Below are 17,090 nucleotides of genomic sequence, written 5' to 3'. Positions count from 1 at the left end.
GGGGCAGGATTTTATCCTGCCTCAGCTGCCGCTGTGGACATCTTTGTCCCTCTAGATTGGGACAAAGCCATCACGGTCAAACAGCGCCATCTGCCCCACTGGCGGCAGGAGGGCGCGACGTACTTTGTGACGTTTCGTCTCGGGGATTCGCTTCCAGCCCACATCCTGGCCCAATTGCGTGAAGAACTGGAAGTTTGGCTCCGTCTGTACCCTGAGCCGTGGAAGGGAAAGACGATTGCGGAATATCAAGCCAGGTTCGTGGATGGGAGAGAGGAGTGGTTTGACCGGGGATTCGGCGAGTGTTTGCTGGCGCAATCCCAACTTCGAAAGGTGGTGGTGGATTCCCTCCTCCACTTTCATGGAGAACGCTATCTCTTGGATAGCTATGTGGTCATGCCCAACCACGTCCACGTGTTGGTGAAGCCGTTGCCCGGAATTGAGCTGTCCGACATGGTCGGCGGCTGGAAACGGCACTCAGCCCGGGAGATTCACAAGATTCTGGGCCGTTCCGGTGCTCTATGGATGGAGGAAAGTCACGATCGGATTGTGCGTGATGCAGTGGAACTTGAGAAATATCGCGATTACATCCTGAAGAATCCGCGGAAGGCCGGTTTGCCGGTGGCAGAATACAGTGTGGAACTTCGAAACGTGATGAAAACAGAGAGCGACGGAAGCGTGGTCCAAGGGGCAGGTGCCGGTGGCGGCGCGGAGGGAACAGGATGCAATCCTGTCCAGCAGACAGGTTGCAAACCTGTCGTACCACCCTTCCCCCTGTGCGAGATCAGAGACCACGACGACTGGAAGAAGCTCCCGGGGGAGATGGTGTACCCGGGCAAGTACGTCCAGATCGAGGAGTGTGCCTACCTCACGCCTGCCCGGCCGGAGACGCCGGTGCACTGGACGGTGGCGCACCGGAAATCGGCGATTGCGGTGGCTCCGATCACGGATGACGGAAAATTCATCCTCATTCACCAGGAGCGTCTGCCCGTGCAGCGGACCCTCTGGGAATTCCCTGCCGGACAGCTGGATGACGGGGAAACTCACGAGGCCATCCTGGAGACGGTGCACCGGGAGCTGGACGAGGAGGCGGGGTGCGTGGTGGCCCCAGAAGGCACGCTGACTCCTTTGGGCTGGTTTTTTGGCTCGCAAGGATTTACCAATGAGCACGTTTATTTGTTTGCCGCTCATCCAGTGCGAATCGTCCGGACTCCCCAGCCTGTCGGAGGGGAGCACATTGGCGAAGTGCGGCTTGTGACCGGGGCAGAATTGCGCCAGATGGTCGCCAGCCATGTGATTCAGGATGCGCTTACCCTCGCCCTGTTTGCAAGGATGGCCGCTCATGGCATGGTCTAGCCCCCTGTCACGCGAACCCTGCGTATTTATCGTTTTCTCATTCCCGCGAATTCCCACCCATGTTCAACTGGATCTTCAAAAAAGTCGTTACCCTGCGTGAAAAAGTCGCAGTGGATCTCGGCGGTGCCGATGAAGAAAAGCCGTTCCTGGATCACCTGGATGACCTGAGGAAGATGATCGTCAACATGACGATCACCCTCCTCGTGGTGACCCTGGGGACCTTCTTTTTCTACGAGTACCTGATCAAGATCATCGAGCACCCACTTGTGATGGCGGGGATTCGGGACAAGATCAGCCTTCAGAACCTCAAGGTCACCGGGGGATTCATGACGGTGATGAACATCTCGTTGGTAGCGGGGGTAATTCTAGCCTTCCCCTTGCTGCTCTATTTCCTGCTCCAGTTCATCCTCCCGGGCCTGCGGACCACTGAGAAGAAAGTGATCTTCCCTGCCTTGGCGGTGGGTGGCGGGCTTTTCCTTACCGGGGTGTTGTTTGCCTACTTCGTGGTGTGTCCCCGGGCGTTGTTGTTCTTCTACGAGTTCAGCGTGAGCATGGACCAGCTCAGTGCCAGCCAGGGAGGGACGGCCCCCCCTGACAAGTTGATCTGGGAACGGGTGGAGTACGTGAAGTTCGTCTGCCAGTTCGTCCTGATCTTCGGTGCGTGCTTTGAGCTCCCCGTAGTGGTCATGGCTCTGGTGAAGATGGACGTGCTCAACTACAAGGTCATGAAGACCTCCCGCGCGTGGGCTGCCATCATCATCTGCGTGGTCGCTGCGGTCATCACCCCCACTCAAGATGCTCTGACGCTGGGCCTTCTGGCGGTGCCGATGTATGCCCTCTACGAGATCTGCATCTGGCTGGCCTACTACATGGAGAAGAAGGACCGCCAGCTCTATCCCGAGTACTACAAGGAACAGGATGAAGAGTCCAAGGCCGTGGAAGTGGCGGATGACTGGGACAACGAGAACTACAATCCCTGGAACACCGGTGACTCCGACGACGAGGAAGAGGAAAACGATGAAGCCAAGCGGAAGGTAAAGCAGGCTGTAGCGGCACCCGCTCCGACCCCAGCGCCTTCGAGCAGCATCATCACTGAATCCTCCACGGCAAATGACTTTGCTCCCAAGCCTGACGACTCGGTGACCGCTGCGGACACTTCCCCTGAGGAGCCCAAGCCTGAAGCAAAGCCTGAGACCGATCCAACCGCTGACAAGCGGGACACGGACTAGTCAGCGAAGCTTGCGGCCATTCCCGCACCGTCATTTCATAGACCGATGAAACGCACCCCTGTTGGCCTAACCACTCCAGCAGGGGTTTTTCTTGCTCTGCTGGTCACGCTGCTTTCGAGCCCAGTGCCAGTCTGCGCGGACAGCCCTTTGCCCGAGAATCCCAAAGTCGGCACAACGGGCTACATCCAATACTGGCCGGGAGAGCTGCCAGTCGTCCTTGCGGCTCCGCATGGAGGGCGATTGCTCCCCAAGGACATTCCCAACCGGCCCTATGGCAAGCTGTTGCGAGACACGGGCACCCTGGAACTCGCGGTGGAGATGCGGGCTGCCATGCTCAAGCAATATGGCCGGGCACCGCATCTGGTAGTGTGCCAGTTGGCGAGAGTGAAGCTCGACTGCAATCGTGAGGTGCGCGAGGCAGCGCAGGGCAACTCCAAGGGGCAGACCGCCTGGGAGGAATACCATGGCTTCCTGCGTGATGCGGAGTCGGCCGTGATGAGTCAGTACGGCAAGGGCATCTTCCTCGATATTCATGGGCATGCTCATCCCAAGGCGCGGATTGAGCTGGGGTACCTGCTCAAGTCCAAAGAGCTGCAACAGAGTGACCAACAGCTCAACGCGCCGGACATGGTGACGCGCAGCAGCATCCGCTTGCTGGCCGGACAAGCCAACGTGAGTTTTGCAGCGTTGATCCGGGGTTCCACCAGCTTCGGTGCCCTGCTTGAGCAGCGTGGTTTCTCTTGCGTGCCGTCACCCTCCAGCCAGCTGGAGCCGGATGATCTTTACTTCAACGGTGGATATAGCACGGAAACCCACGGGTCCCGCGACGGGGTGGGGCTGGATGCGATCCAAATGGAAACGCCGGGTGCCTATCGAGACACGGCGGTCAAACGGGTGGAGCTGTCTCGCGCCGTGAGCGATGCGCTCGCCAGTTACTTCACCAGTCATTTCCAGATGAAGCTGGAAGCCAGCCCGGCTGTTGAAAAGTCCGCCACCCGGTAGTTGATTCCTAGTCCCCGAGGGCCGATGGGTGTTTCCCACCTCTCGTGGCGATCTTATTTCCTCCTCATGACCCTTGCGCAAACGGTATCCGTCATCATCCCTACCCGAAACTATGGCAGATTCTTGAAGGACGCTCTCGACAGCGTCTTTGCTCAGGACTGGCCTGCGATGACGGTGATCGTGGTGGATGATGCTTCAGACGATGATACCCCGCAGGTAGTTGAGACGTACAGCAGCAAGGTTCGATACGTGCGCCATGAAGACAGGGGGGGCACGGCCAAGGCGAGGAATACGGGGTTGGGAATGGTGAAGGAAGGGGTGGTTTGTTTCCTCGATAGTGATGACGTCTGGCTGCCAGGGGCGCTTCAGGCGCTGATGAATACACTGGCCTCCAGCCCGGAAGCGGATGGCGCCTGTGCACGGATGGTGAATGTGCCGCATGAGGCGATGGGCTGGGCCGGGCAGAATCCCGGTGATCTGACCGGGAAGGCGGTGCAGGGCTGGCAGGCTGGGGCGGTGGCGTTCCGCCGGACTTGCTTCGATCAAGTGGGCGGGTTTGATGAAACCCTTCCGAATGCGGAGTTCGTGGAATGGATCTCACGCGCCCGGCATGCCGGGTTGAACTTTGCCACCACCGAGGAGCTGGTGGTGTTGCGCAGGGTGCATGGCTCGAACTCAGTGCTGACCAAACCCACCCTGGCACCGGGATACCTGCAGATGATTCAGCAGCACCTCAGGAGAAAACGCGCTGCCGGCGCCGCGGCCGTGACGGGACAAGGCGTGGAGCCGGGGTGATCTGGGTTCACGCGGGCCGAACCGCCCGGTCAAACAGTTCCTCGTACAGGGTCACATAGCGCTGGAAGCCGAAGTCTGTCAGGGCACGTGCTCTGGCTTGATTTCCCATCTCTTGCATGAGAGCAGGGTTGCTGAGGAGTTGGTCCAGCGCTTCTGCCAGTCCCGTCACATCTTCGTTGTCCGCGAGGAGTCCCGTTTTTCCATGAACCACGATTTCCGGCAGGGCTCCAACTCGCGTCCCCACCACGGGGCGTCCCATCTGCGCCGCCTGCAGGCTGACCAGTCCAAACGCCTCCTCCCACCGTGAAGGCATCACCACCACGGACGCGCGGTTGAGAAAGCTGGGGACCTCAGTGGGAGGAATCCAGCCCGGGAACTGGACGCAGTTTTCCAAGCCCAGTTCATGAGCGAGCGTCTCCAGCGGCTGGCGTTCGGGCCCGTCCCCTGCCACGATCATCTGCGCGGCGGGATGTTTCTCACGCACTTGCTGCATGGCCCGAAGGGCGAGGTCAAAGCCTTTGTCTGGGATCAGGCGGCCGAGCGTCATGATGACTGGAGGCTCCTGCGGCAAGGGCAAAAGGGGGATACCTGAAACAGGCAGACTGTTGAGGAGTGGGATCGTTTTCGGAGCTAGCTCGGGCATGTTCCTGCACACTGCCTGATGCAGAAAGTGGGACACGGTGACGATGAGATTGCAGGAATGCAGATGCTGGCGAACGGCCCCGCCTGGCGTGGTGTACTCTTCAATACGCCCTTGCAGACTCGCGATGGTGGGGCACGGGGACTGCCGGCAGGCAATGCGTTGCAGGGCGATCAGCGGCCCCGAGACAAAGACGAGTTCAACATCGGGCTGGAAGGACGCCTTGACCGCCCGGATGATGGCTAGAGCCTGCTGGAGCTCCCGCAGATTGCCCGTTGCGATGGCTCGTCTGAACTGCAACCGATGGACCGGGGCGCTGTGCCACATGTCTTCAGCAGGGAGCGTCTCGGGAATGCGGCTGGTGATGACCGTGCACTCGTGTCCTCTCCGGCAGAGTTCTGCCACCAGCTCGCCGCTGCGAACCTCGATCCCGCCGATGTGCGGATGAAACAACTCGGGCCAGACCAGAATTTTCATGGGGCTCTGATGCCGGCAGATGCCGAGGTGTAGAGGTTGTCATACGCCGCCGCGCACGCCGCGATCGAGAATGCTTGCTCCGCATGGGATCTGGCCTGGCCACCCATGCGGGTGACAATTTCCGGGTGGTCGCGGAGTGACTGGAGTGCCGCAGCCATGGCAGCAGGATCTTCTGGTGGGACCAGGATTCCCGTGGTGTCGTGCAGAACGATCTCCGGCAGTCCGCCGATGCGGCTGGCAATGATGGGGCGCGACATCTGAGCTGCCTGCAGGGCGACCAGTCCAAACGGCTCCTCCCAGCGCGAAGGCATGAGGACCACGTCTGCGCTGGCGATGAGGTCCGGCACGGCGGTCGGATGGACCCAGCCCCGAAACTCCACCCGCTGATCCAATCCGAGGTCGGCAGACAGTTGCTGTAAATGAGGAAGCTCGATCCCATCGCCCGCCATGATCAACCGGACGCCCGGCACCAGGGCGAGTGCACGCAGGGCGATGTCGAAACCCTTCTCATTGACCATGCGTCCCAGACACAAGACCGTAGTGACTTCCTTCGGGGGCGCGGGGGCAGGCTCAGGCAGCGCGAGACCGTTGTGGACGACGTGAGAGGGACCTTTCCGATTTTCGAGCTGGGACGAAAACGAGGCCAGCATGCTGGCGGACACTGCGGCGAGGATCTCCACCTCCTCCAGCACGCGACGTTGCAGCGCGGCGGGAAGGTGAAGGGGGGCGTGCAGTGTGAGCACGGCGGGGCAGGGGGCGGCACTGCGGCTTAGCAGGTGCAGCCAGCCCGCCATGTGGCAGCCATGGATGTGGATGATTTCGGGCCGGAATCTTTGTTTGTACTCCGCACAGGCCTTGATCTGCCGGGTTAGCAGCCCCGGTTGATGGATCAGATCCTCATCCAGCACCGGGCGTCGCCAGACCTGGATGCCGTCCATGACTTCCTCCGCGGGAGAGCCGGGCAGGGCGCGTCCCACCACGGTGACCTGGTATCCGGCAGCCTGTTGCGCATGGCACAGGTCGCGGACCAGCGTCTCCGTGCCACCGATGCGCGGGTAGTAGCCGTCGTTCCAGTGGAGGATGCGCATGGGTTTTAGGAAATTTCGATGAGGTGGCGCAATACTGCGGAGACCTCATCGAGCCGGGTGCCGAGTTCGATGCGATAACACGGGAGGGATCGCACGAGCCGGGCCATGTCATGAAAGGAGGCGGGTTCCGGGTTGGCCCGCGGCAGCAGCGTGCTGGGAGCCAGGGCCTTGAGCGCCTCTCCGGGCGGGATGGGCATGAACCTCGTGCTCTCTGTTCCCGCCACGCGGGGGGCGACCAGCACTTTCAGAGGGAGGTCGACGGCGACTCTTTCCGGAAAGTGCTCGTGCATGAAAATGACCGGCTTGCCTTCCACGCCGGGCAGAGGGTCCCGGGATCGTGCGGCGAGGTCTGGAAACCGTGCCAGACTGTCGGGCAAAAGCTTGCCACTGTTGAAGACACAGTAGGCGTGGGGAGTCGGCTGCGTTCGCACCAGGCACAGATCGTCGCTCAGGTAGGAGAAGCCGCTCAGGGCGCAGTGCAGTGACGTGGTGGACTTTCCCGAGCCGCTCTTTCCGACGATCAAGGCAGCCCCTGAGGAGGTGCCCACACATCCGGCATGCAGCAACCTCAACCCCTGCTGCTGAGACCACCAATGCATCAGCGTGGGGAAGGGGGCGGAATGTACGTAGGTGGGGAGCTGGGCGGCATTCCGCACCCAGATCACAGCCTGCCCTCGTTCGATGGAGTAGAGGATGAACAGGCTGTCCTGCTCGGCCAGATTGATGCGGTAGCCTTCACCGCCTTCAGGCAACGTGAGTCTGGGGGCGGAAGTGGCGGTGCCTGCCGGAGGGGGTGTCCAGGGCGGAGCGGGGAGTGCAACGCCGGTGACGGCCTCATCCCACGCGAGCACCTCCAGTCCGCCGGAGAGGTAGGTGGAAAGGGTCGGGAGGTGGGTGAGCGATGGCGTGAACACCTGCTGAAGTGTCTGGCCGACCGTGCGAACGACGAGACGTCGTTCAGCCAGAGCTCCCGTATGGGTGTGTGACGGGGCTCTCCTGGTTGCCTCCTCGTATGCAGCCAGGAGCGAATCAAAGTAGGTGTCCAGACGGCTGCGGATCTCCGAAGGTCCGACTGGGGAAGAAGTCACTGCCATGCCCGGATTCAGGATGCGGGCTTCTGGGGCCAGCCGGTGTACACGTCCACTTCATGGATCGGGTCGATGAGGAGCAACTCCTGCATGTCCGTGTAGCTCTCGATCAAAGGACTGACGTAGGGCTTGCCTACTGGCTCGGCGGGAGCCGCACCCGAGGGGCTTGTCGCATCGGGGGCCTCCACGACGAGTCCCGCTTCCACCAGTTGCTGGGCGAAATTTTCTGCCTCGATCCGGGATTGTGCTGCGATGTCTGGAAATCTAGCGGCCAGCAGTGATGCCGTCTCTTCAAGGGAGTGGCCCTGCATCAAAGTCTGCCAGAGGAAAACGCCGGACTCCCGCAGGCTGTGATAGTGCCCGGTCTTCAGATTGATGGCCAACACCTCTTCGTCGAAGACTTCGGCACTGACATCGGGTTCGTTGAGGCGGTAGCGGGCAGACATGTGGTTTGAGCGGGAGGAGAAATGGCAGGCTTCACCAGCAGAGGCAGAATTCCAGCCAAAATTTTTGTCTAGGGATGAAATGTTTGCATGGTTCGCTTTCGCAGCGAAAACCCGGTGCGGGAATCTCCGCGCCGCTCCCCGTCTCATGCCCACCTCCGTCCCAACTGCTACCACCACCGTATTGCTGACCGGAGGATGCTGGCCCACGCCCGGGCAAACCTTGCTGCTGCGGGCGGCTCTGCTGGAGGCGGGACCAGCCCTATCCGCCTGGGAAGAGTGGAAGGCGGTGAATGACCTGGACTATCTGGAGGCGGGCACTTTCCGGCTCATGGGCCTGCTCTATCGCAATCTCGTAAGGGTGGGGGTGGATGCGGCTGATCCTCTGCTGCCGAGGCTGAAGGGGATTTATCGTAATTTTTGGACAAAGAACCAGATGGTATTGGGCCGAAAAGCGGCAGTGCTGAAGGCCTTGGCCGCACGGGAGATCCCCTGCATGCTGCTTAAAGGAGCAGGATTGACGCTTACGGTCTATCGGGACCACGGGGTCCGCCCCATGGATGACTTCGATCTGCTGGTGCCTCTTTCCCGGGTGGGGGAGGCGATGGACGTCCTGGAAGGGTTGGGTTGGCATTCGCAGGTTCATTCTCCGCGCGATCTGCCCGCCAGCATCCATGCCTGTTCGTTCAAGGATGACTCAAACGCGGCGATCGATCTGCACTGGCGCCTCTGCCACCTGCCGGCAGGAAAGGATTTTGATCGCACCTTGTGGGAAGGGCGACAGTCTCTGGAACTGCATGGTGAACCTGCCGGAGTGCCTTGTGCCACGGACCAGTTCCTGCACACCTGCGCGCATGGGCCCCAGTACAAGTCGGTGTCACCGGTGCGCTGGATCGCCGATGCTTATTTCCTCGTTCAGCAGGCGGGCAGGCAGATCGACTGGCGGCGCGTGGCGGAGCATGCTCCCGCGATCGGAGCGGTTCAAGGAGTGCAGGGCACTCTGGACTATTTGCAGAAGCACCTGGAGGTGGAGGTTCCGGCTGAGGCGTTCCGACGCATGGGGGAGTTGAGGCCTACCTTTCAAGAGCGATGGGAAGCGCGCCTGCTGGGCAGGAGTCTCCCATCCCCCCTGCACAGGATGCCGCTGGACTTTAGTCATCACCTTCGTTGCGCTCGTGGGCACGGCCTATGGCGACAGTTGAGCGGATTTCCAGTCTATTTCCGCCATGCCAACAATCTTTTGCCAGGTCAATTCACCTCGCACTATCGGGCGCAGGCTGCCTATTGGTTCAGGAACTGGCTCCCCTGGTATGTGCGCAGGATACCGAGACTGCTCCGGGGTCGCGAGGTCGGGAGTGTGGGCCGGTTTGAGGAAGCTGACTTGAAAGGCTTCTATCCACTGGAGCCGTATGTGGATCGTCTGCTGCGCTGGTCCAGACCCGAGGCAAGGGTGCGACTCACATTTCCTGCGGGGCTTTCCTTCAAGGTGTGGATAGATATGGGCAGGCTGCGCGCCTGGGCCTCAGACCTCAGTGCGCACCTTCAATTTTGTGTGGATGGAGTGCCACTCCCGCAGTCGAGCGTGAAAGGCAAACAGGGAGTGTTGGCCCTTTCGATCAACCTCAGCGGGGCGGAGGGGCAGGATGGGCGCACCGTGGAGCTTTCCTGGACCTGCCTGCCGCACGTTGTCGCTGGTGATGCGCGAGCTTTGGGGTTGCCCGTGCTCTCCATGGAAGTGGCGGCGGTCCGACCGTCCAAGCCAGGGACGAAGGCCCCGGATGATGCTTTGTCTGGAGCGCAGGTGAAACCGGCAGATGCCCCTTGAAAGATCCATGACAGGCTCTTGCGTAAGAGCCCTATGGTTGAAGTAAATGTGACGTATGACGGCGGCTTGCGATGCCGCGCCAAACATGGTCCCTCCGGAGTGGAACTGACGACGGATGCTCCGAAGGACAACATGGGCAAGGGCGAGGCCTTTTCCCCGACGGATCTTGTAGCGACCGCCCTGGCCACGTGTATTGCCACGACCATGGCCATCGTGGCCAATCGCAAGGGGTATGACCTTCCTCCGATGACGGTGCATGTGGAAAAACACATGACCTCAGCGCCCCCGCGCCGCATCGAGCGCCTGCCGGTGGTGGTGACCATCCCGCTACCGGAGGATCATCCGGACCGGGAACTGCTGGAAGGCGCGGGACGGGGCTGCCCCGTGCATCGCAGCCTCCATCCGGATGTGCAGGCACCGATTGAGTTCGTCTGGAATGGCTAACCGGCCCAGTGACCCCGGCCTCAGGGGGAATACTGAGGCAACCGGCATCTACGATCTCGTGCATTGTTTCCTATGAACCGTCGATCTCTCCTCAAGCACACTTCGGCCCTCGGGGCCGGTCTCGCCATCTCCGCAGTCCAGGCCCAGGAGGCGCGGGACACGCGAAAGCTGAAGGTCGCCGTGGTCGCACTGGGGCGGGGCATGGGACATGTGCAGGCACTACTGCAAATCCCCAATGTGGAGATCAAGTACCTGGCTGAGGTGGACCCCGTCCGTCTTGACCGGGGACTGAAGGTCGTGGCTGAGAAACAGCAGGTCTCTTGTGTGGGGGTAAAGGACTTCCGAACCTTCCTCGATGACAAGGAACTGGACGCAGTCTTCATTGCCACGCCCAACTTCTGGCACACACCCGCCGCCGTGCTGGCCATGAAAGCGGGCAAGCACGTGTACGTGGAGAAGCCCGGCAGCCAGAACATGCAGGAGGCGGAGCTGATCGTTGATGCCGCAAAGAAATATGACCGCGTGGTGCAGATGGGCAACCAGCGCCGCACCTGGCTCAAGGAGCCCATTGCCCTTCTCCATGAGGGGAAGATTGGCAAAGTTCACTACGCACGTGCCTTCTACAATGCCAACCGCAAGGCCATCGGCCAGAAGGCCAATCCGGCTTCACCAGAGATCGACATGGACCTCTGGCAGGGGCCGATGACGGCCGAGCGGGATATGGAGTCCTATGTGCACTATGACTGGCACTGGCTGTGGCACTGGGGCAACGGGGAACTGGGAAATAACGGCATCCATCACCTCGATGTCCTTCGCTGGGGCCTGCAGGTGGACTACCCGCTGCGTGTGACTTACAATGGTGGCCGGTACTGGTATGACGACAAGCAGGAGACGCCGGACACGGGATCCGCAGTGTATGATTTCGGCAAGGTCGGCATGAGCTGGGAGCAGAGCAGCTGCCATCCGCGTCCTGTGGAAAAGACGGGTGAGTGCATCTTCTATGCAGAAGGAGGCTCGCTGCACACCACCGGGGCGGCATACACGTTCTATGACCTCAAGGGCACCGAGATCGCCAAGGGCAAAGGCAAAGGGGGCGACGTGGAACATATCGGCAACTTCCTGGAGGCGATCCGTGGCAACGAGAAACTCAACTCGCCCATCGATGAAGGGCAAAAGAGCACCCTGCTCTGCCACCTGGGCAACATCGCCTACCGAACGGGCAGTATGGTGCATTTCGACCCCAAGACGAAGAAGATCACGGGGAATCCGGAAGCGGAGAAGTATCTGGGGCGCAAGTACCGCAAGGGCTGGGAAGTGGGTATTTAGGGGGCGCGGTTGTCGCATTGCGCTGGCCGGGGTCTTGGCGTAGGGAAGGCGTTCTCACGCCTCCCCGATGTCTGAAAGAGACCCTGCCAGTTCCCTTGCCCCACCTACGACGCGCATTGATCTTGCCGCGGGACTTACCGAGTTCCCGCGGGAGGTGTTCGATCACGCAGACACGCTGGAAGTACTGAACCTCACGGGCAACCGGCTTTCCTCCCTGCCGGATGACTTGGGGCGCCTGAAGAAGCTGCGCATCCTCTTCTGCTCGAACAACCAGTTCACCCGGCTGCCAGCGGTGCTGGGCACCTGCCCCAGCCTGACCATGGTGGGCTTTCGCGCAAACCAGATTGAGGAGATCGAAGAAGGGGCGCTACCGCAGGATCTCCAGTGGCTCATCCTCACGGAAAACCGGCTGCGGGAGCTGCCCACTGCGCTGGGGAAATGCCAGCGGCTGCAAAAGCTGATGCTCTCTGGAAACGCCCTGGCGACCCTGCCGGCGGAGATGGCCAATTGTGAAAACCTCGAACTGCTCCGACTGGCCGCCAACCGGTTTGGCGCGTTGCCAGAGTGGTTGCTCCGCCTGCCACGGCTGGCCTGGCTGGCCCTGGCCGGCAACCCCATGACGGAAGCAAATCCAGACCTGGAAGGAGAGGGCGACATTGCCACTATCCCATGGTCGGAGCTGGTATTGAATCAGCAACTCGGGGAGGGGGCCTCTGGAGTGATTCATCGGGCAGAGTGGCAACGTGGAATTCCCGCTGATTCCGACAAGGAGGTGGCGGTGAAGATCTTCAAGGGCGCGATGACCTCCGACGGGCTTCCTGCCAGTGAAATGGCCGCCAGTCTGGGAGTGGGGGAGCATCCCCATCTCACTCGGGTTTTGGGCAGGATTGGCGGGCATCCTGACGGTGCGGAAGGCATCGTGATGCGTCTCATTGATCCGGCCTACGCCAATCTCGCGGGACCGCCCAGTTTCGAGACCTGCACCCGGGATGTGTACTCGGAAGGGGTGAGGCTGTCTGCAGAGGCTGCTGTGCATCTGGTGCACGGTATTGCTTCCGCGGCGGTGCAGCTCCACGAGAAGGGCATTCTCCATGGGGATCTCTATGCTCACAATATCCTCTACAAGCCGGACGGTGGGTGTCTGCTGAGCGATTTTGGTGCTGCCGCGTTTTATGATCGTGGGAATTTGACGCTGGCTCGTGATCTGGAGCGTGTGGAAGTCCGGGCCTTTGGATACCTACTGGAGGAGCTGGTCGAGTTCGTGGTCGAATCCGCACCGCAAGCAGATGACGGCATCGCTGAGCTCATTCGAATGAGGGATGTGTGCTGCCTGCCAGACGTCGCCGCACGTCCGTCATTTCTTGAGCTGAAGTCCAGGTTGTCCGCTCTTGCGAACTAGCCCTGGTCCCCGCTATCTTTCCCCCATGCAATCCCATTCACACGAAACCAATCGTCTTTCCTGGAATGCGGCGACGGTGGCGCACAACAGCCACAAGGGCGATCAGGCGGTCTACTTTCGTGATGGAGGCAGTACGTTGTTTCCTGAAGAGAAGGAACTGCTTGGAGATCTGACAGGGCTGGAGGTGCTCCATCTTCAGTGCAACTCGGGGCAGGACACGTTGGGCCTGGTGCAATTGGGCGGCAGGGTGACGGGGGTAGACATCTCGGACGAGGCCATCCGCTTCGCCACAAAGCTCTCGGCGGACTCGGGGCTGCCAGCGACGTTCCACCGAATGGACGTTTACGATTACTTCACCACAGCGGTCGAAACGGGCGTGCAGTATGATGTGATCTTTGCCTCCTACGGCACCATCTGCTGGCTGTCGGACATCGGGGCTTGGGGTCAGGGCATTCACGCTTTGTTGCGGCCCGGAGGCCGGTTCGTATTTGTCGAGTTTCACCCTTTCACCATGATCTTTGATGAGGCGTGGAAGTTTCACTACGACTATTTCCCCAACGGTCCAATCTCCTCTCCCGGCGTGTCAGACTATGTCGCCCAGTCGGGCAACGGCCTGGCTCTGGGAGAGTATCTCACCGGTATCGAGAACTTTGTGAATCCTCACCCGGCCCATGAGTTCGCCTGGGGCGTGGGGGATGTTATCACCTCACTCGCCAAGGCAGGGCTGGTGATTGTCCGTCTGGACGAGTACCCGTACGCCAACGGCTGCGCCTTGTTTGAGGGCATGTGGGACTCCGGCGGCCGGCGGATGGTGCCCCCCAAGGGGATGCCCACGATGCCACTCATGTACCGGGTGCTGGCCACCAAGGCCGCGGGATAAAACAGGTGGTCAGGGGATGTGACAACCTTGTCGCGCAAAACTGACTTCAAGCGGGCGGTTCGCCCTGATAATGGAGCGGCCGACCCGCGGGATGCTGACCAAGGGGGCTTCCGTCTTCACGCTTCGAGTCATGTCCAACTTCACCGGCATATCAGGGCGTTCGACCGGATTGTCTCCTCATACCTTTGTCGAGCTGGGGCCGAAGGTGGAAGAGCGGGGATCCCGGGTGACGGTGGACACTTTGCTGGGGAAGTCCGGATTTGAGTCAGTGATGGAAAGGGCGTCGCACAGTTGTTCGGTGCGGAACTTGGCGCGGGGCTTCGCTTTGGCCTGGATGCAGATGCCGGGGAGATCCTGGCCCAGACGCAGGTGTTGCTGGCTGAGAAGGGACCGGAAGGGTTCTTTGAAATACTCGAGGAGTTTGTGAGCTGGGCGGCCCACTGGCAGGAACAGCTTGCAGAGGAGCCTGCTATCGAGGCGATGCAGAACCTGCCGGACGACTTTTCGCCCTTCAGCTTCATTCGCGCGTGATCCGTCTGTCACGACTGCATCTCCGCCCGCCGTCGAAAAGAGGACGGGCAGATGCAATGCAGGATGGAGGATCAATGGCTGGCGCAGCATGTCGGAGCTGCGGCCTTCACATCGGTGTACTCGTCGTGGCGCTCGACCCAGTCGCCGAGATTGAAATTCGGACCGTTCTCATTGCGTCCCTTTGGGGTGAGATCGAGGAAGTGATAGGCGCCCAGTAACGACTCTGTTTGACGGGCATAGTCGGAATAAGTGTGGAAGACATTCCCGTCTTCGTCCTTGTAGAAGACGCTCACTCCGGGCAGTTCATCGATCTCAAGATCTGCGTCCTCGAAGTTGTACTGCATCTTGCCGCGCGCTTTGTCTTCTGTAGTGGCGGAGACGTGGTAGTCCTCGTTGAAGTCCGTGTCGTGAGCGGACACCCAGGGGAACTTCCAGCCCATGCGGGTTTTGTATTTCTCCAACTCAGGCAGGGTTGCGCGTGACACGGCGACGAGAGTGACATCATGGTGGAAGAGATGGATGTGCGGTCCATCAAAGTGATCCACCATGAAGGAGCAGCCGGGGCACCCCTCCTTCCAGCCGGGTCCAAACATGAAGTGGTACACGATGAGCTGGCTGTTGCCGGCGAAGAGCTCGGCCAGTGATTTCTTTCCTGTCGGGGTGTCGAAGACATAGTCCTTCTCCACCTTCACCCATGGCAGTTTGCGGCGTTCCTCTGCTACTTCGTCCTGCACTTTCAGGGCCGCCTTTTCTTTCTTGATCAACTCCTTGCGGGCTTCGATCCACTCGGCACGTGAGACGACGGGATGACCCGTCAGGATCGGCTCGGCAGAGGAGTCTTTCTGGGAGGCGGGGCGTTCGATGGTGTTGGTACTCATGGTCTTATCTCCTGTTTCGTTGAGCTGGCAGGATCTTCCCCGCCGGCAGGCTTCAGACTCTTGACGAATCGCGTCCAGACGAATGGACACTCGTGCCAAGATTTTTCTGATCTGTCCGCAGTGGAACGTGGAGGATGTTTCCTCGGGCTGTGGATCTCAAACGGCGACTCCTTGGACTGACCTGCCGAGCGGTTCTAGCATGGCCATGACGTCATCACTGAGAGTGAGAGTGGTGGCTGCGAGGTTCTCCTCCAGGCGGCTCCTCTTGCGGGTGCCGGGGATGGGAACTGCCGTGGCGCCGAGTTTGCGAGACTGGGCATAGATCCAGGCCAGGGCGACCTGGGCGGTGGTTGCTCCCAGCGCTGCCGCTGCTTCTTCGATCCGGGCGACCAACTTCAGATTGGTAGACAGGTTTTCCGGAGAGAATCGAGGAAACATCTGTCTGGCATCCTGTTCAGACAGGCTGGCCGTGAATCCTTTTCCGGTGAGCATCCCTCTCCCGAGAGGCGAGTAGGGAACCAGGGCTGTGCCGAGCTCCACTGCGGCGGGAATCACCTTCAACTCGATCTCGCGAGTGAAGACCGACCATTCGGACTGCAAGGCGGTGATGGGATGAATGGCAGAGGCAGCGCGCAATTCACTGGCGGTGACGGCAGACAGTCCGAGCCATCTGACTTTGCCCAGGCGCACAAGCTCTGCCATGGTGCCCACAGAATCCTCAAGCGGGACGGCCTCATGACGCCGGTGCATGTAGTAGAGATCGATGGTGTCGATCCCGAGACGCTGGAGGGAGCGGTCCACTGCGGACCGAATGTGCTCGGGACGATTGTCGACGCTCCAGTCATGCGGATTCTCAGGAGTGCGCGTGTAGCCGAACTTCGTGGCAATGAACACTTCGTCGCGATGGGCCTGCAGGAAGGGTTTCAAGAAGGTTTCGTTGGCACCCAGGCCATACATGTCCGCAGTGTCAAACATGGTGACGCCCAGTTCGAGGGCCCGCTCAAGGGTTGCCCGGGCTTCTGTCTCATCGGTCGTGCCGTAGAACTCGCTCATGCCCATGCAGCCGAGGCCTTGCACGCCCACCAGAGGGCCGTCCTTGCCGAGTTGAATTTGGGGCTGAGGCAGTGGGGGATGGGTGTGGCTGGTCATGGGTGGAATCACTTTTGACAGGCACTATGGGTCTGGACCATACTCCAGGGTCAAGGGGGTAATCATGCTCATCTCAGAATTCGCCAAGGCCACCGGCCTCACGCAAGACACCATCCGGTTCTACATCGGCAAGGGTCTGCTCAAGCCGCGACGATCCGAGAAGGGAGGCTCAAATGCCTACCAGATCTTCAACGAGGACGATGTCACTGCGGCACGCATGATCCGGCTGCAACAATCCTTGGGCTACACGTTGAGAGAGATCTCCGCGCTCAATGACGAGTATCGAAAGGGAATGCGGTCCCCCAAGCGAACGGCTCAGATCATGCGCACCCAGATCGGGAAACTTGAGGAGAAGCAGGCCCAGGTGGAAAACGCCCTGGCCTTCCTGCGCGACAAACTCCAATGGATCGAGGCTGGCAAGCCCGGTGACACCCCTCGTTTGAACGACTACTACTGCTGAAGGGTTCGATCCAGCAACGACGGCCATTCAAGAGGGACCTGGGATCTCAGCCGCTGATGCGGTCTCAATCGAAAGAACCACTC

Annotated in this window: 17 protein-coding genes; 11 read left to right on the top strand and 6 right to left on the bottom strand. The window is 60.4% G+C overall.

Translation table 11 applies throughout. The features are described from left to right. Window positions 1–33: 33 nt before the first annotated feature. The 4 genes from BV106_RS36610 (at window position 34) to BV106_RS36605 (ending at window position 4,379) form a co-directional block, all read left to right on the top strand. Window positions 34–1,353, top strand: a complete 1,320-nt coding sequence (locus BV106_RS36610; protein ID WP_051946739.1) for an NUDIX domain-containing protein — start codon at window positions 34–36, stop codon at window positions 1,351–1,353. A 59-nt stretch (window positions 1,354–1,412) separates the two neighbouring features. After that, entirely contained in the window at window positions 1,413–2,582 is a 1,170-nt protein-coding gene (gene tatC / locus BV106_RS32480; protein WP_038171880.1) for a twin-arginine translocase subunit TatC, read from the top strand. A gap of 45 nt (window positions 2,583–2,627) precedes the next feature. Then, the gene (locus tag BV106_RS32475; protein ID WP_038171878.1) at window positions 2,628–3,584 is read left to right on the top strand and encodes a hypothetical protein; all 957 of its coding nucleotides are present in this window, start codon (window positions 2,628–2,630) and stop codon (window positions 3,582–3,584) included. Between the two features lie 66 nt (window positions 3,585–3,650). Beyond that, the gene (locus tag BV106_RS36605; protein WP_051946736.1) at window positions 3,651–4,379 is read left to right on the top strand and encodes a glycosyltransferase family A protein; all 729 of its coding nucleotides are present in this window, start codon (window positions 3,651–3,653) and stop codon (window positions 4,377–4,379) included. 7 nt (window positions 4,380–4,386) lie between these two features. On the opposite strand, the gene BV106_RS36600 is transcribed toward BV106_RS36605, so the two are convergent. The 4 genes from BV106_RS36600 to BV106_RS32450 are packed head-to-tail and all read right to left on the bottom strand — an operon-like array spanning window position 4,387 to window position 8,118. Further along, a complete protein-coding gene (locus BV106_RS36600; protein ID WP_051946733.1) occupies window positions 4,387–5,496 on the bottom strand; it encodes a glycosyltransferase family 4 protein in 1,110 nt (369 codons plus the stop codon). Continuing rightward, window positions 5,493–6,584, bottom strand: coding sequence for a glycosyltransferase family 4 protein (locus BV106_RS36595; RefSeq protein ID WP_051946730.1), 1,092 nt, complete (start codon window positions 6,582–6,584; stop codon window positions 5,493–5,495). The genes BV106_RS36600 and BV106_RS36595 overlap by 4 nt, the downstream gene beginning before the upstream one ends. 5 nt (window positions 6,585–6,589) lie before the next feature. Next, window positions 6,590–7,678: a hypothetical protein gene (locus BV106_RS32455; protein WP_265596312.1), complete on the bottom strand. Its 1,089-nt coding sequence runs from the start codon at window positions 7,676–7,678 to the stop codon at window positions 6,590–6,592. 8 nt (window positions 7,679–7,686) lie between these two features. Further along, the gene (locus tag BV106_RS32450) at window positions 7,687–8,118 is read right to left on the bottom strand and encodes a PqqD family protein (RefSeq protein ID WP_038171873.1); all 432 of its coding nucleotides are present in this window, start codon (window positions 8,116–8,118) and stop codon (window positions 7,687–7,689) included. Window positions 8,119–8,263: 145 nt separating this feature from the next. Here BV106_RS32450 and BV106_RS32445 point away from each other — a divergent pair, with 145 nt between their 5' ends. The 6 genes from BV106_RS32445 to BV106_RS32420 all read left to right on the top strand — a co-directional run bounded on the left by BV106_RS32445 (window position 8,264) and on the right by BV106_RS32420 (window position 14,520). After that, window positions 8,264–9,940: a nucleotidyltransferase family protein gene (locus BV106_RS32445; RefSeq protein ID WP_265596311.1), complete on the top strand. Its 1,677-nt coding sequence runs from the start codon at window positions 8,264–8,266 to the stop codon at window positions 9,938–9,940. A 33-nt stretch (window positions 9,941–9,973) separates the two neighbouring features. Beyond that, entirely contained in the window at window positions 9,974–10,384 is a 411-nt protein-coding gene (locus BV106_RS32440; protein ID WP_038171870.1) for an OsmC family protein, read from the top strand. Between the two features lie 72 nt (window positions 10,385–10,456). Then, entirely contained in the window at window positions 10,457–11,710 is a 1,254-nt protein-coding gene (locus tag BV106_RS32435) for a Gfo/Idh/MocA family oxidoreductase (RefSeq protein WP_038171867.1), read from the top strand. A gap of 67 nt (window positions 11,711–11,777) precedes the next feature. Continuing rightward, window positions 11,778–13,109: a leucine-rich repeat-containing protein kinase family protein gene (locus tag BV106_RS32430; protein WP_038171864.1), complete on the top strand. Its 1,332-nt coding sequence runs from the start codon at window positions 11,778–11,780 to the stop codon at window positions 13,107–13,109. A gap of 25 nt (window positions 13,110–13,134) precedes the next feature. Further along, the gene (locus BV106_RS32425) at window positions 13,135–13,989 is read left to right on the top strand and encodes a class I SAM-dependent methyltransferase (RefSeq protein ID WP_038171862.1); all 855 of its coding nucleotides are present in this window, start codon (window positions 13,135–13,137) and stop codon (window positions 13,987–13,989) included. 291 nt (window positions 13,990–14,280) lie between these two features. Next, window positions 14,281–14,520, top strand: a complete 240-nt coding sequence (locus tag BV106_RS32420) for a type III secretion system chaperone (RefSeq protein WP_038171860.1) — start codon at window positions 14,281–14,283, stop codon at window positions 14,518–14,520. A gap of 71 nt (window positions 14,521–14,591) precedes the next feature. On the opposite strand, the gene BV106_RS32415 is transcribed toward BV106_RS32420, so the two are convergent. Then, window positions 14,592–15,398: a thioredoxin family protein gene (locus tag BV106_RS32415; RefSeq protein ID WP_081892518.1), complete on the bottom strand. Its 807-nt coding sequence runs from the start codon at window positions 15,396–15,398 to the stop codon at window positions 14,592–14,594. A 156-nt stretch (window positions 15,399–15,554) separates the two neighbouring features. Continuing rightward, window positions 15,555–16,547 (bottom strand): aldo/keto reductase, encoded by a 993-nt coding sequence (locus BV106_RS32410; RefSeq protein WP_051946726.1) that lies wholly within the window; start codon window positions 16,545–16,547, stop codon window positions 15,555–15,557. Window positions 16,548–16,611: 64 nt separating this feature from the next. On the opposite strand from BV106_RS32410, the gene BV106_RS32405 reads away from it, so the two are divergent. After that, a complete protein-coding gene (locus tag BV106_RS32405; protein WP_038171857.1) occupies window positions 16,612–17,007 on the top strand; it encodes a MerR family transcriptional regulator in 396 nt (131 codons plus the stop codon). Window positions 17,008–17,090: the final 83 nt, after the last annotated feature.

The sequence above is a fragment of the Verrucomicrobium sp. BvORR106 genome (assembly GCF_000739655.1).
In the GTDB taxonomy this organism is placed as follows: Bacteria; Verrucomicrobiota; Verrucomicrobiia; order Verrucomicrobiales; family Verrucomicrobiaceae; genus Verrucomicrobium.
The sequence above is the reverse complement of the archived record's forward strand: the minus strand, read 5'-3'. Positions and strand labels throughout refer to the sequence as shown.